Origin of the sequence: Hymenobacter glacieicola, assembly GCF_014640315.1 — a bacterium.
GTDB lineage: Bacteria > Bacteroidota > Bacteroidia > Cytophagales > Hymenobacteraceae > Hymenobacter > Hymenobacter glacieicola.
In genome coordinates this window covers 443,249-466,350 of record NZ_BMGS01000002.1, presented here as the reverse complement: position 1 = coordinate 466,350, position 23,102 = coordinate 443,249, and the positions used below count along the sequence as shown (strand labels likewise).

The window sequence follows — 23,102 nt, the reverse complement described above, 5'->3', positions numbered from 1 at the left end:
CTGGCCCGGTCTTTCTGAGAGTACTCGTGGAGCGAAAAAGTTGCAGGGTAATCTACACCGTTGCCGATTGGGGCTGAAACGTGGTAATGGCTTCCCCCAAATCGTAGACGGGCACTTCGGCCGGCAGGGCGGCCTGCAAGATGCTGGCCCCGGCCGCCGAGCGGTAACCGCCGGCGCAATGCACCAGCACGGGCTTGGTAGTCGGCACTTCGTGGGCCCGCTCGCGCAGCTCGGGCAGCGGAATCAGCAGGGCATTCTCGAAGATGGGCTGGCGAGCTTCCGTGCGGTTGCGGATGTCCACAATGGTGAAGTCCTGGGGCTGGTGCCGAACGTGCTCCACATCGGTAGCGGGGCTGGTGGCGGGTAGCTCGCGGGGCGTGAGCAAGGCGCCCTTTATGTTGCTTTCGTAGCCAATTTTGGCCGTTTTCCGAATTACGGTGTCCAGGGCAATCTGGGAGTCAGCAATCAGGTAAAACGATTCCTGAGGGCTTACAATGGAGCCCAGCCAGGTTTCAAACTTGCCGCCATCCATCAGGTTGATGGCCCCGGGCAGGTGGCCGGCCCGAAATTCCTCGGCCGGGCGCGTGTCAATCACGACCACTCCCGGCTCAAGCGGAATGCCCGAATGCAGGCGCGGCACCGCCCGGACGCTGTCTTCGAACGAGGAGGCGCCCTGCTTGTTGAGCAGTACATCGTGCCCGAAGTACTTGGGCATAAACGGCTGATCTTCCAGCAGTACCTTAATAAACTCGTCCTGCGACATGGGCTGCAGGGCGTAATTGGTTTTCAGCTCCTTGCCAATGGTACTGTCGAGGTCGGGGCTGGTGGTTTTGCCGCAGAGCGAGCCGGGGCCGTGGGCCGGGTACACGCGGGTAGTGGCGGGCAGGGTCATGAGCTTCTGGCGCGTGCTCTGGTAGAGCTGAGCCGCTAGCTGTTCGCGGCTGTGGCCGCCCACGTTGTCGTCTTCGCGCAGGTCCGGCCGGCCTACGTCGCCCACAAAAAGGGTGTCGCCGGTGAATACGGCGCGGGTTTGGCCTAGCTCGTCCATCAGCAGTACGCTAATGGAATCGGGGGAGTGGCCGGGGGTGTTGAGGGCGTGCAGCTCCACTGAGCCGAGCGTGATGCGCTGCCCATCATCAAAGCTCTGGTGGGGGTAGCTGGCCTTTACCAGCTTGCTGGCGTAAATGGTGGCCCCGGTTTCGCGCGCAATTTCGAGGTGGCTGCTCACGAAGTCGGCGTGGGGGTGGGTTTCGATGACGGCAATAATCGTGGCCTCGTGCTCGTCGGCGAAGTCGTAGTAAGGCTGGGGGTCGCGGGCCGGGTCGATGATGGCTACCTGGCGGTTGCTGCGGATGGCGTAGCTCGCGTGGGCCAGGCCTTTGTCGTAAAACTGCTGAATCTGTACCGAACCGGTACTACTAGGCAGAGGACTCATGGGGTGTTGGATGTGGTGGTGCCCCCGGGCGGGCTCAGCCGTTGCCCGGGCGCATATTCTCAAATATAAGCAAGAAGCAAAGCCAGCCTACAGGTAAGGGCAATATTAGCCCGGTGAAATGGTACTGTCGGGCTACAAAATGGGGTATTGCCAGGACCCGGCGAGGGTAGTAAGTGGTCTGGTCCCGAAATGTTTCGGCCGGGTTGGATTTGGCCCGGCGGGGTTATGCCGCTAGAAGGCCCGATCTAGAAAAACATTCGTTACGCTAAGCTCCGGGTAAGGCGCCTAGGCAGACTTGTACGTTGGCCTAGTAAACTGGGGCAATAGCGCTTACTTGCGTTGTCATGGCCGGGTTGCCTGAATAGGGGTAGTCCGGGCGGCGGGGAGGGGGCTGTTTGGGGCAAGCGGGAGGCGCGGTTAGGCCACCAGTCGCAAGCAGAACAAGCAGCTTTTTCCGGGGAAAGGAGTCGGTTAGGAAATTCGGCTGGGTGAAGTGCTACCCGTGGGCGGGCTTTACCCGGGTGCTAAAATCAGCCGGCCAACAGCCGGAGCCGTGTCCGCAGTCCGGAGAAAGGGCTATATTCGGGCCACGTAGCCGCTTGCAGGCGGCTTTTTTTGCAAATTTCATAATCCCCTTCTCACCTTTCTTCTTCTCTCATTAACCTGTATGGCAAATATTTTCGCCAAAAAACCGCTGGCTGTGCTCCTAGGCGAAGCCAATTCTTCCGGGCACGGCGCACTAAAGCGCACGCTGGGAGCGGGTAACCTTGTGGCCTTGGGCGTAGGCGCCATTATTGGGGCCGGCTTGTTCGTGCGGACGGCCAACGCAGCGGCTCAGGCCTCGGGTCCGGGCGTGACGCTGGCTTTCATTCTGGCGGCTTTCGGCTGCGTGTTTGCCGGCCTGTGCTACGCCGAGTTTGCCGCCATGATTCCCATTGCTGGCTCGGCGTACACCTACGCTTACACCACCATGGGCGAGTTTGTGGCCTGGGTTATCGGCTGGGCCCTGGTGATGGAATATGCCCTGGGGGCCGCCACCGTAAGTATTGCCTGGAGCGAGTACCTGAATAAACTGCTGGAGGTCTTTGGCACCAGTATACCGTATAGTTTAAGCCACTCCCCTTTTGAGCATGCCGTAGTGAACGGTGTGGCGCAGCACGGCATCATCAACCTGCCGGCTCTGCTCATCATTGTGGCACTCAGCCTGTTGCTGGTAAAAGGCACGCAGGAGTCGGCTCTGTTTAACGCCATTGTGGTAGTGCTCAAAACCCTCATCGTGCTGGTCTTCATTGCCGTAGGCTGGCAGTTCGTGAACTCGGCCAACCACACGCCCTACCTCATTCCGGCCGACGCCGTGGTAAAAAACGCGAGCGGCGAAGTGGTGCGCACCTACGAAGGGTTCTTTAAGCACGGTCTGGGCGGCATCATCGGCGGGGCCGGCATTGTATTTTTTGCCTTCATTGGGTTTGATGCCGTGAGCACGGCCGCCCAGGAAGCCAAAAATCCTAAGCGCGACATGCCCATCGGTATTCTGGGCTCCCTGGCCATCTGCACGGTGCTGTACATCCTGTTCGGCCACGTGCTGACGGGCGTAGCCAACTGGCGCGAGTTTGCTGACCCCGCCCTGGGCGGCGAGGCCTCCGTGGCGTACGCCATCCGCGCCCATATGCCCGGCTACGGCTGGCTGGCTACGGCCGTCACCTGCGGCATTCTGCTCGGTTTTACTTCCGTAATTCTGGTTATGCTGATGGGCCAGAGCCGCGTGTTCTTCTCCATGGCCAAAGACGGGCTCATGCCCAATGCCTTCTCGCAGCTGCACCCCAAGTTTAATACGCCTTACAAGTCCAACCTGATGCTGATGGTGTTCGTGGGTCTGTTCGCGGCCTTCGTGCCCGGCTCCCTGGCCGGCGACCTAACTTCCTTTGGCACGCTGCTGGCTTTCGTGCTGGTGAGCATCGGGGTGTGGGTGATGCGTCGCTCTAATCCGGAGCAGCCCCGTCCGTTCCGCTCGCCACTGTCCTCGCCCAGCTTCCCGTTGGTGCCTGTTATGGGAGCCGTAGTGTGCACACTGCTCATCGTCGGGCTCGACACCTTTACGCTCCAAGTGGCCATGGGCTGGATGCTACTGGGTTTCATTGTCTACTTCATCTACGGCAAGAAAAACTCCAAGCTGCAGCAGGGCATCGTGGTAGTGCCCACCGAAATGGAGGAGCAAGCCTTCATCGAGCCCGACCCCAAAAACGCCTAAGGCGCGTTAACACCCTAAGTCAAAAGCCCCGCCGAGTATTCGGCGGGGCTTTTTGTTGTCGGCAGGGGTAGGCTGGGGACTACCCTATAGAGAGTGTAGACTGTAAGACAAGAGGTTGTCATGCAGAGCGCAGCGAAGCATCTTGCATGCTGACGCCTGGGTTACTGCCGCAACGTCAGCACGCGAGATGCTTCGCTGCGCTCTGCATGACAGCTTATTTGAGTCGAGGATGAATCAGGAGCCATGACTTGCCAGGCCACTGCCCAGCGCAGCTAGTCAAAGCGTTACTTGGCAGGCTTAACCTCGCTTTGGAGCTTGAGGACCTTGTCGCCGTTGTCCTGCACGATGAGGTAGGCGGGATTGTCGGGGGTGCCGTGGCGGGTGATGTCGGCGCCCTGCAGCTTACGGGTGACGGACTCCTTGTGGGTTTCCTCAATTTTGCCGGTGGCCGTGCCGGTGCCGTATTTCCAGGTTACTTGGGTGCCTTTGCGCATAGGATGATGGATTTGTCGGGTTTTGGTGCGTAGTTGGGTTGCCCTTGCAGCATACTGTCGTGGTGCAACCCAGGTTGCCGAAGCGCTTCTTTGCTGGCACCCAGGCAGTCAGGCTCTTGAGTAGCTCCTGCCCGCAAGGGCTTTTCACCTGCTCGTTTTCTTCTATTCCTCATACCTCTACTCCATGCACATTGATCTTCGCCGGCTGGGACTCGCCGGCGGGCTCGTGGCCGGCAGCCTCTCGGCGGCCCAGGCCCAGCAGCCCGCTACCTTCCCCCGCAACGGCGTTTACGACCAGCGCCCGGGCGTGTACGCCTTCACGCACGCCACTATTTTCACCGACTACAAAACCCGCCTTCAGGATGCTACCCTGCTGATCCGGGACGGGAAGGTGGAGGCCGTGGGGCCCAACGTGAAAATTCCGGCCGGAGCCGTGGTCCAGGACCTGAAAGGGCGCTTTATCTATCCAGGCTTCGTGGATTTGTACGCCTCCTACGGGGTGCCCGAGGTGAAAGCCCCCGAGCGCCAGGGCCGCCGCGCCGGACCCCAGATGGAAAGCACCAAGGCCGGGGCCTACGACTGGAACCAGGCCGTGCACCCCGAAGTCAACGCCGCCGAGCTGTTCCGCGTCAACGCCGACCAGGCCGACGTGTACCGTCGCCTGGGCTTCGGGGCGGTACTTACCCACCAGCCCGATGGCATTGCCCGCGGCACGGCTGCGCTGGTGAGCCTCAACACCACCCGCCGCGAAAGTGAGGTGCTGCTCCAGGACCGCGCCGCCGCTACCTTCAGCTTCGACAAGGGCAGCAGCACCCAGGACTACCCCTCGTCGTTGATGGGAAGTATTGCCCTCTTGCGCCAGAGCTACCTCGACGCCGACTGGAACCAGCGCAACCCCACCCGCGAGCAAAACCTCTCGCTGCGGGCCCTGAACCAGCAGCGGGGTCTGCCCGCCATTTTCGAGGTGCGCGACAAGCTCAGCGCCCTGCGCGCGGACAAGCTGGGCGACGAGTTTGGGGTGCAGTACATCATCAAAAGCCGCGGTGACGAGTACCAGCGCGTAAACGACCTCAAGGCCACCAAGGCCCCGCTGATCCTGACCCTGAACTTCCCCGACGCCTACCAGGTCGATGACGTGTACGACGCGGCCCGCGTGAGCTTGCAGGAGCTGAAGCACTGGGAAATGGCCCCGGCCAACGCCGCCCTGCTGGCCAAGGCCGGCGTACCCTTCGCCTTTTCCGCCGCCGACCTCAAGGACAAAAAGAAGTTTCTGCCCAACCTGCGCAAAGCCGTGCAGTACGGCCTCTCGGAGGAGCAGGCCCTGCAGGCCCTCACGGCTACCCCCGCCGCCCTGGTGAACGTGCAGGATAGGGTAGGGGCCCTGCGGCCCGGCATGGAAGCCAACTTCCTGGTCTGCTCCGGCCGCCTGCTCGCCGACGACAACGTGCTGCTGGACAACTGGGTGCAGGGCGAGCGGTACCAGCTCAGCACCATCCCAGCCGACTACCGCGGCGTGTACTCCCTGCAAGTGGGCAGCCAGCCGGAAATGAAGCTCCTGCTGGCCGGCAAGCCCGAAAGCCCCGAGCTGAAAATTGCCAAAGCCCCCGGCGACACGGTGAAAGGCTCCCTCAGCGTGAACGGCGAACTGGCTACCCTCGTCTTCAACCCCAGCCCCAAAACCAAGGGTAGCGGCGCCATCCGCCTCAGCGGCTACTACACCGCCGAAGGCCGCACCTTCCAGGGCGACGGCCAACTGCCCGACGCGACGAACGTGAAGTGGTCAGCCCGCCGCCTGGAAGAAGCCTCCCGCGCCGCCCGCCGCGACTCCGTGAAAGCGCCCGTACCGCCCCAGCTGGGTCAGGTGCAGTACCCCTTTGTGGCCTACGGCCGCACGGAAGTGCCCACCCAGCAAACGGTACTTATCAAGAACACCACCGTGTGGACCAGTGAGGCCGCCGGCAAGCTCGAAAACACCGATGTGCTGCTGCAAAACGGCAAAATCACGAAGATTGGCCGTAACCTCTCGGTGCCCAGCGGGGGGCGCAGCATCGATGGTACCGGCAAGCACCTAACGCCGGGCATCATTGATGAGCATAGCCACATTGCCATTGCCGAGGGCGTAAACGAAGGCACCCAGTCGGTAACCTCCGAGGTGCGGATCAGCGACGTGGTGGACCCCGAGGACGTGGACGTGTACCGCGACCTGGCCGGCGGGGTAGTGGCCGCCCAGCTCCTGCACGGTTCGGCCAACCCCATCGGCGGGCAATCGGCCCTGATCAAGCTGCGCTGGGGCATGACCCCGGAGCAGATGAAGATTGCCGGGGCGCCTGGCTTCATCAAGTTTGCCCTCGGCGAGAACGTGAAGCAAAGCAACTGGGGCGAGGCCAACGTGGTGCGCTTCCCCCAGACCCGCATGGGCACCGAGCAGGTGTTCGTGGATGCCTTCACCCGGGCCAAGGAGTACGAGCAGGAGTGGAAAGCCTGGAACAAGCTCAGCAAGGCCAAGCAGAAAAAGGGCGAGGCCCCGCGCCGCGACCTGGAGCTCGAGGCCCTGGTGGAAATCCTGAACCGGCAGCGCTTCATCACCTGCCACAGCTACGTGCAGTCGGAAATCAACATGCTTATGGGCGTGTCGGACCGCATGGGCTTCCCAGTGAACACCTTCACCCACATCCTGGAAGGCTACAAAGTGGCCGACAAGATGAAGCAGCGCAATATCAACGCCAGCACCTTCTCCGACTGGTGGGCCTATAAAAATGAGGTGCGCGATGCCATTCCCTACAACGCCGGCATCATGCACGACGTGGGCCTGAACGTGGCCCTCAACTCCGACGACGCCGAAATGAGCCGCCGCCTCAACCAGGAAGCCGCCAAAATGGTGAAGTACAGCCACCTCTCGGAAGAGGAAGCCCTGAAAATGGTGACCATCAACCCGGCCAAAATGCTGCACCTGGACCGGAACATGGGCAGCATCCGGGAAGGCAAGGACGCCGACGTAGTGCTCTGGACCGACAACCCCTTGAGCGTGTACGCCCGCGCCGAGCGCACCTTCGTGGACGGCCGCGAGATGTTCAGCCTGGAAAACGACCAGCAATTGCGCCAGCAGATGCAGCAGGAGCGCCTGCGCATCGTGCAGAAAATGCTGGAGGCCAAGAAAGGCGGCGCCGCTACCCAACTGCCCACCGCCAAGCCCACCAAGCACTACCACTGCGACACCCTGGGCGAGGAAAAAGAGCTGGACCAGTAACATCAACTCCGGCTGTCATGCTGACGAAGGCAGCATCTCGCTCGGCTTACGTTGCCACCCTCGCCTGTCATGCGGAGCGCAGTCGAAGCATCTCTCCCGCTTCGTTGTGGTGCCAGTCATTAGTCAGAGGTAGAGATGCTTCGACTACGCCTCCGGCTGCGCTCAGCATGACGTTCGGATTAACCATGACATCAACCCCATGAAACACATACTTTTCTCCCTGGCCCTGCTCGTCGCTACCCCCGCCCTGGCCCAGGTACCGGCCCCGGCGCCGGCCCAGAGCAAGCCGGTGCTGCTGCTGGGCGGCACCCTGCACGTGGGCAACGGCACGGTAGTGCCCGACGCCGCCGTGGCCTTCGACAAGGGCCGCATCACCTACGCCGGGGCCCAGAGCGGCTTCGGGCAGGACCGCGCCGCCTACGAGGTCATCGACGTGAAAGGCCAGCAGATTTACCCCGGCCTGATTCTGCCCAACTCCACCCTGGGCCTGACCGAAGTGGAGTCTATTCGGGCTACCGTGGACTCCCGGGAGGTGGGCGAGTTCAACCCCAACGTGCGCAGCCTCATTGCCTACAACACCGACTCCGACATCATCCCGACGGTGCGCACCAACGGCGTACTACTTACCCAGGTAACGCCCCGCGGTGGCATCCTCTCGGGCCAGAGCAGCGTGGTGCAGCTGGATGCCTGGAACTGGCAGGACGCGCAGGTGCGCGCCGACGACGGGCTGCACCTGAACTGGCCGGCCATGATCCTCAAAACCAACCCCGCCGAGGACGCCCAGGTGCTGGAGCGCCGCGAAAAGGCCCGGCAGGAGCAGCTGCGCCAGCTGGAAAGCCTGCTCACGGAGGCCAGCGCCTACCGCCAGCAGCCCGCCGGCCGCAAGGAAAACCTGCGCCTGACCTCCTTGGCCGGCCTTTTTGATGGGAGCAAAACCCTGTTCATCCACGCTGACTACGGCAAGGAGCTGGTGGAAGCGGTGCGGTTTGCCAAGCGCCTGGGCGTGCAGAAGGTAACCGTGGTGGGCGCCCGCGACGCCTGGATGATGCTCGACTTTCTGAAGCAGAACGACGTGGCCGTGGTCCTGTCCCGCATCCACGCCCTGCCCCGCCGCGAGGGCGACGACTACGACCAGCCCTACCGTCTGCCTAGCATGCTTCAGCAGGCCGGCATCCGGTTCTGCCTGGATTATGAGGGCGCCCAGGAAACCTCCGGGGCCCGCAACCTGGCCTTCATTGCCGGCACCGCCGCCGGCTACGGCCTTACCAAGGAGCAGGCCCTGGAAGCCGTTACCCTGAGCCCGGCCCGCATCCTGGGCATCGAGAAGGACTTTGGCTCTGTGGAAGCGGGCAAAAGCGCCACGCTGGTCGTAAGCCGCGGCGACCTGCTCGACATGCGCACCAACGACGTGTCGCGCGCCTGGATTGACGGCCGCGCCTTCCGCCTCGATACCAAGCAAACCTACCTGCGCGACAAGTTCCGGGGTAAGTATGGGCTCAAATAGAAGGTAGTATGTGGTTCGCGTAGGTAAGGCGCGGAGCGTGGCGGTTTTGCCTGAGTTAGCTGTAGGGCAGCTCTGGTAGCCAACACGTTCCGCGCTCTGCTTGTGGGGCCGCTTGGTGCCGTCGAACTATTATAATATATTCTTGTTCTTATATTGATGATCGGAGAGGATTATAGTATCTTTCTTTGTACCTCATACGCTATTATTCGCCCGAAAAATACAGTGTGCTGTCACTGTGCCGCCATGCCTGAATCTCTACCCGAGGAAGAACCAATCTCGCTTTTGCTAGTGGATGACCATCCGGTAGTGGTAGAAGGTATAAAAGGTATGCTACGGCCCGAAACTGGCCTGCAAGTGGTAGCCCAGGCCTATAGCGGCACGGAGGCCCTAAGTATTCTGGCAGATCGGCACCCGTATATTCAGGTGGCCGTGCTGGACCTGAACATGCCCGAAATGTCGGGCATTGAACTGGCGCGGGCTATCCGGTCGCGCTGGCCCCATATTCGGGTGCTGATTCTGAGTATGTTTCACGACCACGCGACGGTGGCGGAAATGCTGGAAGCCGGCGGTTCCGGCTACGTGCTCAAAACTGCTAACCGCGCCGAATTAAGCGACGCCATCCGGCAGGTAGCCGTTGGCCGCAGCTACTTCAGCCACGATGTAGCGGCTACGCTGCTGCAGAACATGCACATTCCGGCGGCGCTGGAAGGCAGCCGTCCGGCCGAGTTAACCAGCAGGGAGCGGGAAATTTTGCAGCTAATCGCGCAGGAGTATTCCAACCAAGCCATTGCGGAGGCCTTGTTTATCAGTGAGCGTACCGTGGAAACCCACCGGCGCAATCTGTTTACCAAAACCAACTCCAAATCCGTAGTCGGCCTGATTCAATACGCGTTGCGACATAAGCTAATATCCTAGTAGATAAGCGAATAGGTAGATTGCTAGCCAATGTGCAATAATCCTGTCAGGAGTATATAGCCACAGGAACGAGGTGATTGAGAATAAAAAATTGGCTACGTCATTGGGCCGCTAGGGCGCGGCTACTGGGCAACAGGCAAAGCAAGGCAGAAACTCTTAACTACGAAAAGCCAGGCGACTGCGCGTACCGCTTGCTGTCCTCAAAACGTCCTTTACATAGGCTAGAAGGCACTTTTGTGCTTAACAGCATGGGCCAAAAGCAATTAGTAGCTGAGGAAAAACCAGGATTAGAGAGGGCAAGGGAAATATCCGTACCAGTACGGAGTAAAAATCAGGGGTGCTACTGATTTACATTTTAAGGAGAAAAAATATACCTTAGCATCGTTCAATCAAATGATAATATGTTTATATTTGATCTGACGAAATGCCGCTTGAAAGTGCTTAAATGCAGTTTTTTCTCACTTAACCACAGATTTGCTCGTGTCTAAACATCTAACCGCTAACGAAAAACAAACCATGCCGTCCAAGATTCTCTCCTTCATCTGCCATGTGCCCGGGATGGCTCCCGGTGCGTACCCTGCCGTTCCTACCAGCTCTTCGGCAAACCATAACCACAAGCCTGCAGAACGCAAATCAGACACCAAAGCCAGTGGGGGACACTTCACCGCCATCTACGAGAACGACCGGTTTGTTCGTTTCAAATACATCAATAACAACTAAACGGTATAGCTAGGCGGTAGGAACCACCCCAGCCCAGCTACCTTAACCCCTGCCTCCAGTGACACGTGGCGTGAGCGCCAGAAACCTATAGCGCAGAATTTCATACCAAAAGGCGTTGCTTTCCCGTTGAGGCGAGCAGCGCCTTTTCGCGCTATTGCCGGGGCGCCGCCGATTTCTGGGCTAACTTACGCCCCGGTTCATCCGTTTCGCGTGCATGACAAATCCGCTGTTTCGCTTGGTAGTGCCGTTGTGGGCACTGCTGTTTTTTGCCTCGCCTTCCCTCTTCGCCCAGGCCACCTTTATTCCTGATGAGCACGCGTGGTACGGCGTGATTGCCCGTAGTAGCGGCCGTTCCCTTGACGTTACCAATGCCTCCATCGAAGCCGGCGCCACGGGTGTTCAGTGGGAATTTACGCACGCTAATAGCCAGCAGTGGCGCTTTGTGCCAGCCGCCAAGGGTAGCGACTTTTACCGCATTGAGGCCCGGCACAGTGGCAAGTGCCTTACCCTGGAAAAGCCCGACGAAAACGCGCCCCTGGTGCAGCGCCCCTGGACGGGCAGCTTCTACCAGCAGTGGAAGCTAGTGCCTTCGGGACCCATTGGGAGCTTTTTGCTGGTGAGCCGGGGCAACGACAAGTGCGCTTCCCTGGCCGCGGCCGACAAGTTTAACGGCACCCCGGTGGTAGGGCAGCGGGTACAAAACCGCGCCACCCAGCAGTGGAAGCTGTTCAAGCTGCGGCTCAACGTAGATAATAGCCAGCCCGGCTTCGGGGCGCCCGAGCCGCTGGCCAGCCTGAACACGCCCGGCGGCAACGAGCTGCAGCCCGTACTGGCCCCCGATGGTCGTGCCCTGTACTTTGTGCGCACCCGCTACGCCGGCAACACGGAAGGCGTCACCGAATCCGGCGACATTTGGGTGAGTACCTCCGCTGACGAGGGCCGCAGCTGGGGCCCGGCTACCCGCCTCGATGCGCTAAATACTACCCAGCACAATGGCGTCATGGCCATTACGAACGGGGGCAAAACCCTGCTGCTGCGGGGCCACTACGAGCGGGACGGCTCCTTCCGGGACGAAGGCCTGAGTCAGGTGGCGCGGGGAGCTACCGGTAAAAACGGGCACCCGGTGTCCCTGGACGTGGCTAACTACTACTCGGCGGCCCCGGCTACGTCTTTCTTTATGACCCCCGACGAGAAAATCCTGCTGCTTTCCCTGGAACGCGGCGACTCCCAGGGCGGCAACGACCTGTACCTGAGTCGGCCCGGGGCCGATGGCATCTGGAATGACCCGGTTAGTTTGGGCGCGGTTATCAACTCGCCCGGTTTTGACTTTGCACCCTGGCTGGCTCCCGATGGCAAAACGCTGTACTTCAGCTCCTACGGTCACGCTGGCTACGGCAGCGCCGATATCTTCGTCAGCCAGCGCCTCGATGACTCCTGGACCCGCTGGAGTGAGCCCCGCAACGTGGGCGCCCCGCTGAACGGGCCCGGCTTCGATGCCTACCTGAGCCTTTCGGCTGATGGCAAGCAAGCCTACTACGCGGCCTCCCGCACGGCCAACGGCCCCGCCGATTTGTTCCGGACTGTGACTGGGGTAGCCCCGAGCGACACGGTCAAGCCGGCCCCACCCGAGCCGGTAGCGCCCGCCGTGGCCGCCCGCACCCTGCTGACGGGCCGTACCCTCGACGCCAAAACGCGGCAGCCCCTGGCCACGGAGGTAAAGGCCATTCGGCTGGGTAACGACTTGGCCTTCAACGCCACGGCCCGCACCGATGTGGCGGGCGGCAATTACCAGCTCACCCTGCCGCCCGGCCGCTACCGCCTGCTGGCCTCCCGCGCGGGCTACCTCACGGCCACCGACACCGTGACAATGAGCGGCTCCCGCGCCCTGGAGCTGCTGCTGGTGCCGGCCGCCGTCGGCTCTAGCCTGGAGCTGCCTACCCTGATTTTTGCCCAGGGCAAGTACACCTTACTGCCGGCTTCCTACACCGAGCTTAACCGCTTGGCTCGCACCCTGCAGGATAACCCCACGGTTAACATTCGCCTGGAGGGCCACACCGACAACCAGGGCCGGGCCGACTTGAACGTGAAGCTCTCCGAGGAGCGCGTGGCCGAGGTGAAGCGCTACCTTGTTGTGAAGGGCGTACCCGAAACCCGCATCAGCACCATCGGTTACGGCGGCAGCCGCCCCCGGGCCTCCAACGAGAAAGAGGAAACCCGCAAGCTGAATCGGCGCGTAGAGTTTACGATTGTAAAGTAGGCTCTTGAGACTCGGGGTCAGCGTTGATGCCTTGCCCCTCGGACCAGTAGCATTAGTTTAAAGGTCCCGGCTCGGAATAGCTGCATCAGCAAACGAAACCAGCGCTTTTCAAGCTTTAAGCAGTCAAAAGCAACCCATTAAGCACCCAAAAAATGCAGGCTCTTATTCGGCACGAAGCAGTTTTGCCTAAGCTGCCCTCGGCTTCCGGGGTAGAGGTAGTTGGAAATGTGGCCTACGTCATTGGCGACGATGCTCCCTATCTCTATCAGCTGGATGCGGCCACGCTGGCGGCGGGCGAGCCGACCCGGCTCTTTGAAACGGCCCACTTCAGCAGCGGCCGGATTCCGAAGGAACTGAAGTTGGACCTGGAATGCCTTACCGCCCTGACGACGCCCACCGGCGAAACCGGCCTGCTGGTGTTGGGTTCCGGGGCCACGGCCGCGCGGGAGCAGGGCTTTTGGGTGCCGCTACCCAAAACCGGCGGCGCCGGCGCCGTATACCCCATTTCCCTGAGCGGACTATACGCGGCTCTGCGGACCCTGCTACCCGCCGGCGTGGTCCTGAACCTGGAGGCGGCCGCCGCTACTACCACTGAGCTCCTGCTGTTTCAGCGCACCGTCGGGGCGGCGGCTGGCAACCTGCTGTTTCGACTGCCGCTGGAAGCTGCGCTGGCGTATGTGCAGCATCGCAGCCCGCAGGTGCCGTCCGTGCAAGTTCAGCTGTTTGAGTTGCCTGTCATTGATGGCAAACCCGCTGGCTTTTCGGGGGCTACTTGGTTTGAGGACAAGCTGTTCGTGACAGCCTCCGTGGAAGATACCCAGGATGCCGTGCTGGACGGGGCCGTGCTGGGCTCGTTTGTGGGCGTGCTGCAGCTGGCCAGCCGGGCGGCCAAGGTGCTCCCCGTGCAGCTGGCCCGGCTGGAGCTACCCGGCGGCCGCCCCTACCGGGGCAAAGTGGAAAGCGTGGCCGGGCGCCGCCGCCTGGGCCCGAAGCGCTACGAACTGCTGCTGGTGACCGACGACGATGCGGGCGGCTCCACGGCCGTAACGGTCGAGCTGAGTGTGTAAACTACCGGCAAATTTCGAGGGGTAGGCAACGGGTAAGCGGAAAAACGCATCCGGCGCTCTGGAAGTCATTCCGGGTCGCCGGATGCGTTTTTTCATTCACTCTGCAACTCTTCCCGCATGCTGTATTCTCGACTTAAGCCCGTGCTGGGCGGGGGGCTGTTTTTGCTTGCCCTGGGTGTGTATTGGGCCACGCTGGAGCCCACGGCTTCCTTCTGGGACTGCGGCGAATTTACCGCCAGCGCCTACAAACTGCTGGTGCCCCACCCGCCCGGCGCCCCGCTTTACCTGCTGCTGGGCCGGCTGGCGTCGCTGTTGGCCGCCGGCGAGCCTACCCGGGTGCCGGTGCTGGTAAACCTGGTTTCGGCGGTGGCCAGCGCCGCTACCGTTGCCCTGCTGTTCGGCATTATTACCGATTTGGCGGCGAAGCTCCTGCGGCCGGCCCCGGCTGCGGAGCCCCTGCCAGGCACTGCGGCGGCGTTGGTGCTGGGCAGTGGGGTAGTGGGGGCGCTGGCCCTGACCTTCTCCGATTCGTTCTGGTTTAACGCCGTGGAAGCGGAGGTATACGCCCTTTCCACCTTCGGCACGGCCTTGGTGGTGTGGCTGATGCTGCAATGGGAAAAGCGCGCCGACGAGGCCGACGCCGACCGGTGGCTGGTGCTCATTGCCTACGTTATTGGCCTCGGAATTGGGGTGCACTTGCTGAATCTGCTGGCTATTCCGGTGCTGAGCGTGGTGTGGTACTTCCGCCGCGCGGCCCAGCCTTCGGGGCGGGGTATTCTGCTGGCCCTGCTGGGAGGTAGCGCGCTGGTGCTGCTGGTGCTGGAAGGCATCATTCCGGGTTTGCCTACCCTGGCCGGGGCCAGTGAGGTATTCTTCGTCAACACCTTTGGGCTGCCGTACAATGCCGGGCTGGTGCTGTTTCTGCTGGCCGGGCTGGGGGCGTTGCTGCTGGCGTTTCGGTGGGCTTACCGGCGCGGCCGGCGCGGGCTGCACACGGCCCTGCTGGCTTTGGTATTCGTGCTGATTGGCTATTCCAGCTACCTCATTGTACCTATCCGCAGCTCCTACCACCCTACCATCAACGAAAACGCGCCCAACGAAATCCTCTCCTTCGTGAGCTACCTCAAGCGCGAGCAGTACGGCGACCGGCCTTTGCTTTACGGGCCCCATCTGTTTGCCCAGGCCATAGCTCAGGAGGACGGGGCGCCGCGCTACACCCGCCAAAACGGCCGCTACCTCGTCACGGACCACCGCCCGGAGTTGCGCTACGAAGCCCCTGACAAGGTGCTGCTGCCTCGCATCTACGCCGGTCCGGCCGGCACCAGCCCCGAGCTAGTGCGCCAGTACCGCAAGTGGGTCACTGAGCTGGAAGAAGGCCGCAAGCCTACCATAGGGCAGAACCTGGGCTTTCTGTGGCAGTACCAGTTCGGGCATATGTTCTGGCGCTATTTCGGCTGGAATTTCATCGGGCGGGAAAGCGACGTGCAGCATGCGGGCGTGCTCTGGCCCTGGGCCACCACCCAATCGGTGCCGGCCAGCGTGGCCGCAAACCGGGGCCGTAATGCCTTGCTGGCCCTGCCGTTTCTGCTGGGGGTAGCTGGCCTGGTGTGGCAACTGCGCCGCAACGGGCGGCAGGCGCTGGTGGTGGGGCTGCTGTTTCTGCTCACGGGCCTGGCTATCGTGTTTTACCTGAACCAACCGCCCCAGGAGCCCCGGGAGCGGGACTATACCTTTGCTGGCGCTACCCTGGCGTTCTGCATCTGGATTGGGCTGGGCGTGCCGGCCCTGCACGCTGCCTTGGGCCGCCTGCTTTCGGCCAGCCGCCCGCGGGTGCTGCTGGCTTCGTGCCTGGGGCTGCTGGTGCCGGCCCTGATGGCCGCGGAAGGCTGGGACGACCACGACCGGACCGGCCGCTTCAGCTCCGTCGACTACGCCAAGAACGTGCTCCATACCCTGGCCCCTAACGCTATTCTGGTAACGGAAGGCGACAATGACACCTTCCCGCTCTGGTACGCCCAGGAAGTAGAAGGTGTGCGCCCCGACGTGCGCGTGCTCGTGTCTAGCTACCTCAACACCGATTGGTACGTGGAGCAGATGCGCCAGCGCAGCTACCAGTCGGCGCCGCTGCCCTTGTCTATTAGCCCGGCCCGCTACCGCCAAGGCACCAACGATTACCTGCCTTTCGTGGCCAACCCGGCCGTGCGCGAGCTGAACGTGCGCGAGTTTGTGCAGTTGGTGGAGCAGAACAGCCCCCTGTTGCAGGTTAGCTACGGCGACGGTTCCCGAACCCTGCTTTCTTACCCCGCCACCCACCTGGTACTGCCCGTCGATACGGCCGCGGTGCGGCGCAGCGGCATGGTGCCCCGGGAGCGGTTGGCCCAAGTGGTGCCCCGCCTGGAATGGGACCTGAGCCGGGGGGCGCTGGAAAAGCGGGAGTTGGCCCTACTCGACGTGCTGGCTACCAACAACTGGCAGCGGCCGGTGTACTTCGCCAACACCGTGAGCCCTACCACCCGCATGGGGCTGGAACCCTACCTGCAATTGGAGGGCCTGGTTTGCCGGGTGCTCCCATGCCGCGCCCCGGCCGTAGCCCCGTCGGAGCTGCGCCTGCCCGAGGAGGGCGTGGTGGCCAAAGACCTGCTCTACGACTCCCTGATGCGCAAGTACAGCTACCGCAACCTCAACAACCCCAAGGTGTACTACGATGAAAATCAACGCTTCACCCTGAGCGGTTACCGGGAGCAGTTTGCCCGCTTGGCCCGGGCCTACGTGGAGGCCGGCAACCACGCCCGCGCCCGCGAAGTGCTGCAGAAGTGCCTAACGGTGCTGCCCGATACTGCCTTGCCGTATGATGCCTACACCCCCGACCTGGTGCCTTCCCTGGTGGCGGTAGGCGAAACCCGCCGGGCCCGCGAAATCATGGACACGCTCACGACCCGTACGACCCAACACCTGGCCTACTACGCCGCCCGCCCCGACGCGGCCCTTTTCGAGCGGGAAATTGCGATGCAGCTCTTTACGCTCCAGCACCTGTACCTAGCCGCCGCTGACATCAACGACGCGGCTCGGGCCACGGAGCTGGCCGGAATTCTGCGGCAGTACGGAGGGTAGTCACGGCGAGCCAAATGGTGAAATAAGTCCGGCTTCAACAAGCGAATAAACAAGCGCAATTCCTTGGCTGGCAGGAATCAAGCTCGAGTAAAAGGTGTTGGGAGCAAGTAGTATAGCTGACTTGTTTCTCGCCTTTATGATTCTCTTCAACACTCGTTTTTTGTACCCGGTTAGCGCCGTGAAGCTGCAGGAGCAGCACGGGCTGCTGCCGGCGGAATTTCTGCAGACTGTTCAGTCTCTTCGGCCTTTCCTGGAAAAGGAAAAAGCCTTCGGCGACGTGTGTACCACCCAGGTTACCTCACCCCGCGGCCGGCAGCTGGTGGTGTACTACCGCAAAACCTACTCTCCCGAAAATGGCTTCGTGGTTGAGATTCTAGATGCCGAGGTAGTACGTCCCTTGGCTCAGGTGGCTTAAGCCAGCGCTGCCTTCTGGTAAAGCAGACGCTCGTAGCACTATCAAAAAAGCCGCCCGGTAGGCAGAGCTGTTGTCACAACGGTTCTGCCTGCCGGGCGGCTTTTTTGGGCGAATAGATTCATGATACGAGTATGAGCCGCGCCGCCAAATGAAGCCAGCATGTAATACCGGCCGTGCCTGGGGTAGGGGCTGGCGGGCTAACCTCTGCATGGTCTTCCAACAGGAGCCGGGCGAGATGCTTCGCCTCCGGCTTGGCCTGACGGGTTTTCTGCTTATTATTCAAGTGCTTCAGGGCGTGCTCTTGGGCGAAGTGGGCTGGTAGTTTACGGGCAGGAATTCCCCGAGCTTCTCAAAACCCCAGTAGCCTTCCGTAAGCACCCCGAGCGGATTAGTAGCTTGCCCGTTTGCTTGGAGCAACACCTGCGGCAGCAGCAACTGCAGCACCGATACCTGCGTGGTGGGAGCTGCCGGAGCCGCCCGGCCCAGGGGCGCTGTGCGGGCCAGGTGGAGCGCATACGCGGGGTCGGGCTTTTCGCGGGCGTAGGTAACCTGAAGTAAATCGGGGAACTGTAGCGCCACGCGTCCGGAGTCCGGGAGCTGCTGCCGGTAGGCCTCAGTAGCCAGAGGGCGCGTATACAAGTATTCGAGCTGGCGTGGCACCTTGGTCAGGGCGTGCAGAGAGTCATCGAAGCGGGCCGGGTTCAGCAGGCGCCGCGTGGTAGTTTGCTGGCGCATGAGCGTAAGCAAACTATCGGCCTGAGCGCGGGCCGGATTCACTACCCGGCGCAGGCGCTGCACCACAAAGCCTTCCTGCGCCACACGGTTCTCGTACACGCTACGCAGAAAATGGGTGAGCGACCCGACGTAGGCCTGGCGGCGGTTTTCCTGCCAGCGGCGGCGCTGCCTTTCTGATTTGGAAGATAAATCTTCCATAATTGGCCAGCCGTAAAACGCCACCCACTGCTGACGGAAGTTGAGGCGGAAATCCAGGCCGTAGTACTTGATGCGGTAGCCCAGGGCCTGGTTCTCGACTGTCACGTAATCCTGGCAGGTAGCGTGCAGCTCGTTGGCTTGCGCATCGTAGCGCACGCGCACGGCCTCCGGGTCCCGGATACGGCACTGGCGCGAGAAGCTGGTGGCCCCCAGAAACGACTCCACAAACTTGCGGTAGTCATCGGGGTTGTTGGGGGTAGCGCGTACCACTACTTCGCCCAGGGCCGTGGCCGTGGGTGGGAGCCGGAACGTGAGTTGCTGGGCAGTAGTAGCAATTACCACCGGCAGGCGGCGCAGGCGGTACCCCAGGAAGGAAGCAACGGCTTCATAAGAGCCTGACGGCACCCGCTCAAACGCAAAACGGCCCGCCTCATCCGTGGTAACTCCCAAGGTCGTATTGGCCAAGAACACGGTGCTAAAGGGCAGAGGCTGTTGGGTAAGCGAGTCCAGCACCACGCCGCTTAGCCGCGCCTGCGCCCAGCCACTAACTGGCAGTGTCAGCCACACCACAAGCACAACAAGGAGCTTCCAGCAACGAGGCAAATGGGAGGAAGCAGGCATGGAGACAAGTGTAGATAATAGAATTACGAATTAATCGTAATTCTACGAATAATTCGTAGTAAAGAAAAACCGTGCATTTACACGCAGGTGCCCGGACTGTAAATAAGCATGGCTTTTAGTCAAAACTAGCGGCCGTGCCAAGCAGCAGACAGGTAGAGTCATACCGCGCGGCTAATGGTTCAACAGTAGATTGAAGAACAATCATCGGGTGGTAAACCCATCCGCCATGCTACATAGCCCCGTTTCGGAGCCAGGGTGTGGACTTAGGTAGCGTGGTAGCAGGGACGGAATGACTTACTTGGGCGGGGGCATCATGGCTTGAATCCAGGACCGGATCAAGTCCAGAGCCGAGGCAGCTACCACTGGGGAGGGTTTGCCATCTACCATAGGCCACTCGGTAGGCGGGCCCTGAAACAGGTGGTTCACACCTTCCAGCCGCCGCGCCTGCACAAGACTATTTTTCAGACCCTTTTCCAGCAGCGGCAGGTTGTCGATGCTACTTACCAGAAAATCCTCCGTTCCGTGCAGTAATAGCACCGGGCACTGCACTGCCTCCAACTCCCGTTGGGGGTAGAAGCGCAGGTAGGAACGGGTCCAGGTAGTGGTCAGGCGCTGAGCCCCGGCCGCGTACACGGAATCGGGCAGGCCGGGCGCTTGCTGGTGCAGGGCGTTAGTCAGGCTGGCGCGGGCCGTCAGGTCGTCGGGGTTCTGACGCACTAGCTCCAGCAGGGGGCGCTGTTGCTTGAGCAGGGCATCGAGGCGTTTCTTTTCTTCGGCTTTCTGCCGCAGACGCTGCAAATCCAGGTAAACCTGAATCTGGGGGGCGTTGGCCCCATCGGCCCGCATCTTCTCTATCTGCGCCTGGGTAGTGGTGGCGTAGTGCGCCCGCTGGCGAACCAAGCGCTCCAGTACGGTATCGGCCACGGCTGCTTCCCGCCCCAGGCCCGGCTGCGTGCCCAGCACTTCGGCGCCTGGCAAACCGGCAGCCGCCAACGTTACCACAAAGGCCGGGGGGGTAGGCCGGGCCGCAGCCAGCAGGGCAATGTTACCCCCTTCGCCGTGGCCAATGAGGCCAATATGCTGGGTGTCAAGCAGAGGTTGGGTACGTAGGAACAGCAGGGCTGCCTGGGCATCCCGGGCCCGGTCATCGGGGCTGGCCGCGGCCGTAGTGCCCCCGGAGCCGCCCACACCCCGGTCGTGGAAGCGCAGCACGGCAACACCGCGCCGGGTGAGGTAGTCCGCCAGGCCTCCGAGCAGCTTGTAGTTGCCGTACTGGCCGTCCTGATTCTGTGCTCCCCAATCGGAAAGCAACGCTACGGCCGGAAAAGGGCCCGGTCCGGCCGGAATGGTAAGTGTGCCATGCAGGCTCAGGTTGTCGGGCTGATTGGAAAAGGTAACTTCCTCAATCCGGTAAGGAGGGGGGAAGCGGAAGGTTTTCGGGGCGCTGGGCGGGGGCGGAATAAGCTCCAGCGTCAGCGGAGCCTTGTAGCCTGGCTGGGTCCAGAGGCCAGTCAGGTGCTTGCCGTCTTCGGTGCGCTGGCCTTTAAACTGACAGCCTACCTGCTCGGCATAGAAAATCACCGTGTCGCCGTTCTGGACCACGGCCGTAGGAATGCGGTTGATGCGCTGGGGCGCTACGTTCAGCACGGCAAACCGGCTGCCACTGGCCAACTCCGTTACCACAAATTGCATGGGCAGACTGCCACCTGGCACGGACAGGGGCCTTTCCATTCGCCTTCCAGGGAGTATTTGTTTACTACTTGCGCCCGCCCCAGGCCGGCGAGCAGGACCAGCAACGCTACCAACAGGCCGCGGCACCAGCCCAGGCTGCCGCCGTTGTTGCGCGGCGGCTGGATACTAGTCAAGAATTCAGAAACAGGTAAACAACTCCGCACAGGGCTGAGGAAATTAACAGAACTAGAGAAAACGTAGCGTTAGGGCAGCAGCACCCGGTCGATGATGTGCACGATGCCGTTGGTGCATTGCACGTCCGGGATGACCATGCGGGCCGGGGCCGGGTTGCTCTTGCCTTGCACCGGCAGCATCCCCTGCGCGAAGCTACCCAGGCTGAGGGCCGTGCCGCCCAGCGGAGTTACTGTTGTATTTTCGGGGAGCTCCGGCGTAAACCGGGCGCCGGGCACTACATGGTTGAGCAACACCGCCGTAACGGTGGCTTTAGGCAACCGCCGAATGTCGGCGGGCACGTTCAGCGGCACTTGCAGCAGAGTACCCAAGTCGCGGAAGGCTTGGTCGGTTGGGGCAAAAACCGTGAACGGTCCGGGGCCTTTCAGGGCACCGGCCAGATCGGCGTACAGTACTGCCTCAACCAGAAAGCTCAGTTCAGGCTTCGTAAACACTTGCGCGTCCTTGAGTGCCACCGCCGACTCCACAATGTCGACGCCCGTGGCCAGCAGCACCTTGTCCAGCACGTGCACCGTGCCATTAGCCGCCTTCACATCAGTAGCCAGAATCTGGGAGCCGTTGACGTAGCGGCTGCCGTTGCGTGCAATAATCCGGCGGTGTACTCCTAGGGCTGAGCCAAAACTAGTCCCCCCGGTAAGGGCTGAACCCGCAATGGTGCCGTTGGCTACATGATAGAGCAGGGTGCTGGTCAAAAAGGAGGTCTGCAGGCCGGTCAGGTCAGCGGCGGTGCGCAAACCCAGCCGGGCAAAGGCCGCATTGGTAGGCGCAAAAACCGTGAACTTGCCTGATGAATCATTAGGATTTTTATTGGACAGAGTCTCTACTACTCCACCAGCTACTGCGGCATCTTCCAATAACTGGAAGTCGGCGGTTGCTACTGTCAATGCCGCAATGGAAGGGTCAGTATCTTGGTCGCGGGAGCAGCCGCTCAGCAGCAGCAGCCCAGTCGATAGTATCAGAAAACAGGTGTAAAAAGGCTTTTTCATAGCTTTGACAAGCTTTCAAGTGCGGTTGTTCGCGTCCTGCGTCAGAAAAGGAGGGGTACAAACGAAAACAAAAGTTCATCGGATTTCACGAATTAGCAAACCGATCAAAGATTTGCTTTCGTACGTGCCCACAAAACGCGAGAAAACTTTTTTCTAATTTTGAGAAAATAACTCAAATTGTGTTTTTCTCATTTTAATTCATGTTACTTTTTTCTGATTGCCCCTTCAAGTTTTCGATGAACTACCTCTACTCCTCGCTGATTGCTGCCCTTTTGCTGCTAGCCTGCGAACCGGCTCGGGCGCAAAGCCTCACCAACGGCTTCATGTCGGGCAAAAGTCACGGCTCTGTTTCCCTGTCAACCACCCAAGAGTGGTACCAGAGCGTGTATCTGGTGCCGGAGAAAGTGGATGTTGTGCCAATTTTTCGGCGCATAGAAGTGCGCTCCGTTAACTTATATGCCAACTATGGCATCACCGATAGACTTGAGGCCATTGTGAGCCTGCCCTACGTGCGCTCCGAGGGCCATGCCGCCGCGCCTGTGGTGCAGGGGCTGCGCTACACCAACGTGCGCGAAGGCCTGCAAGACCTGACGGGAATTCTTAAATACAAACCCCTTACAACCGAACTGGGCAGCAGCATTCTGAGCCTGATGGGCTCGGTTGGACTGAGTACGCCCGCCAGTAAGTATAGCTCCCGGCAGGGCCTGGAGTACATCATTGCCATTGGCAACCGCGCCACCAAGCTCACGGCCTCGGGTATTGCGCACCTGCAAACCTCCTCGGGCGTTTTCCTTACCGGACAGGCCGGCTACAGCCTGCGCACGGGTCGGGTTCCGAATGCCTTTGTGGCCGAAACCAAGGTAGGCTACGCCGGCCCGAAGATTTACGTGGATGGATGGGCTGCTTTTCAAAAATCAGCCAGCACTGGCACCGACATTCTGCAGCCGGGCTTCGACAATTTCTTTCCGGCCACCCGGGTTGATTTTATTCGGCTGGGCGTGAGTGGGTTTCGTCCGCTGGCCCAGGGCGTTGGGCTGGTTGTGGGCGCCAGCACCTACGTCTCGGGCCGCAACGTGGGCAAGTCGACGGGGGTAACGGGGGGGCTTGCCTATAATTTCTAAGCCTCACTCTCGCCACAGAGCGTAGGGTAGCAAGTTGCGCCCCGCTTCAATTCCTGGAGCGGGGCGCAGTGTTTTTCGGGGCCTGAGCAAGGATAGAGGAAACGA

General features: G+C 61.2%; 15 protein-coding genes. 10 read left to right on the top strand and 5 right to left on the bottom strand.

Features of this window, described 5'->3' with window-relative positions:
- Positions 1-52: 52 nt before the first annotated feature.
- Positions 53-1,435 carry an MBL fold metallo-hydrolase gene (locus tag IEW18_RS05100; protein ID WP_188556737.1) on the bottom strand — a complete coding sequence of 461 codons (1,383 nt, stop codon included), beginning with the start codon at positions 1,433-1,435 and terminating at the stop codon, positions 53-55.
- A 667-nt stretch (positions 1,436-2,102) separates the two neighbouring features.
- Here IEW18_RS05100 and IEW18_RS05095 point away from each other — a divergent pair.
- Complete coding sequence (locus IEW18_RS05095) at positions 2,103-3,683, top strand: amino acid permease (RefSeq protein ID WP_188556736.1); 1,581 nt, start codon at positions 2,103-2,105, stop codon at positions 3,681-3,683.
- Between the two features lie 284 nt (positions 3,684-3,967).
- Here IEW18_RS05095 and IEW18_RS05090 read toward each other — a convergent pair whose 3' ends face one another.
- The gene (locus IEW18_RS05090) at positions 3,968-4,177 is read right to left on the bottom strand and encodes a hypervirulence associated TUDOR domain-containing protein (RefSeq protein WP_188556735.1); all 210 of its coding nucleotides are present in this window, start codon (positions 4,175-4,177) and stop codon (positions 3,968-3,970) included.
- Positions 4,178-4,361: 184 nt separating this feature from the next.
- Between IEW18_RS05090 and IEW18_RS05085 the strand changes: the two genes are divergently transcribed.
- From IEW18_RS05085 to IEW18_RS05050, 8 genes are all read left to right on the top strand, one after another.
- Complete coding sequence (locus IEW18_RS05085; protein ID WP_188556734.1) at positions 4,362-7,424, top strand: amidohydrolase family protein; 3,063 nt, start codon at positions 4,362-4,364, stop codon at positions 7,422-7,424.
- Positions 7,425-7,623: 199 nt separating this feature from the next.
- Positions 7,624-8,928, top strand: a complete 1,305-nt coding sequence (locus IEW18_RS05080) for an amidohydrolase family protein (protein ID WP_188556733.1) — start codon at positions 7,624-7,626, stop codon at positions 8,926-8,928.
- Between the two features lie 243 nt (positions 8,929-9,171).
- Complete coding sequence (locus IEW18_RS05075; RefSeq protein WP_188556732.1) at positions 9,172-9,843, top strand: response regulator; 672 nt, start codon at positions 9,172-9,174, stop codon at positions 9,841-9,843.
- A gap of 480 nt (positions 9,844-10,323) precedes the next feature.
- Positions 10,324-10,563, top strand: coding sequence for a hypothetical protein (locus IEW18_RS05070; protein ID WP_188556731.1), 240 nt, complete (start codon positions 10,324-10,326; stop codon positions 10,561-10,563).
- Positions 10,564-10,777: 214 nt separating this feature from the next.
- Positions 10,778-12,820: an RICIN domain-containing protein gene (locus IEW18_RS05065; protein WP_188556730.1), complete on the top strand. Its 2,043-nt coding sequence runs from the start codon at positions 10,778-10,780 to the stop codon at positions 12,818-12,820.
- A 182-nt stretch (positions 12,821-13,002) separates the two neighbouring features.
- Entirely contained in the window at positions 13,003-13,887 is an 885-nt protein-coding gene (locus IEW18_RS05060) for a DUF6929 family protein (RefSeq protein ID WP_229728601.1), read from the top strand.
- Between the two features lie 117 nt (positions 13,888-14,004).
- On the top strand, positions 14,005-16,998 hold the full coding sequence (locus IEW18_RS05055; RefSeq protein ID WP_188556728.1) for a glycosyltransferase family 117 protein: 2,994 nt from the start codon (positions 14,005-14,007) through the stop codon (positions 16,996-16,998).
- 136 nt (positions 16,999-17,134) lie between these two features.
- Positions 17,135-17,413: a hypothetical protein gene (locus tag IEW18_RS05050; RefSeq protein ID WP_188556727.1), complete on the top strand. Its 279-nt coding sequence runs from the start codon at positions 17,135-17,137 to the stop codon at positions 17,411-17,413.
- 288 nt (positions 17,414-17,701) lie between these two features.
- On the opposite strand, the gene IEW18_RS05045 is transcribed toward IEW18_RS05050, so the two are convergent.
- The 3 genes from IEW18_RS05045 to IEW18_RS05035 form a co-directional block, all read right to left on the bottom strand.
- Complete coding sequence (locus IEW18_RS05045; RefSeq protein WP_188556726.1) at positions 17,702-18,967, bottom strand: carboxypeptidase-like regulatory domain-containing protein; 1,266 nt, start codon at positions 18,965-18,967, stop codon at positions 17,702-17,704.
- A 294-nt stretch (positions 18,968-19,261) separates the two neighbouring features.
- Positions 19,262-20,698 (bottom strand): alpha/beta hydrolase, encoded by a 1,437-nt coding sequence (locus IEW18_RS05040; RefSeq protein WP_188556725.1) that lies wholly within the window; start codon positions 20,696-20,698, stop codon positions 19,262-19,264.
- Between the two features lie 203 nt (positions 20,699-20,901).
- Entirely contained in the window at positions 20,902-21,876 is a 975-nt protein-coding gene (locus IEW18_RS05035) for a fasciclin domain-containing protein (RefSeq protein ID WP_188556724.1), read from the bottom strand.
- A 200-nt stretch (positions 21,877-22,076) separates the two neighbouring features.
- Here IEW18_RS05035 and IEW18_RS05030 point away from each other — a divergent pair, with 200 nt between their 5' ends.
- Positions 22,077-22,997, top strand: coding sequence for a hypothetical protein (locus IEW18_RS05030; protein WP_188556723.1), 921 nt, complete (start codon positions 22,077-22,079; stop codon positions 22,995-22,997).
- The last annotated feature ends 105 nt before the right edge of the window (positions 22,998-23,102 follow it).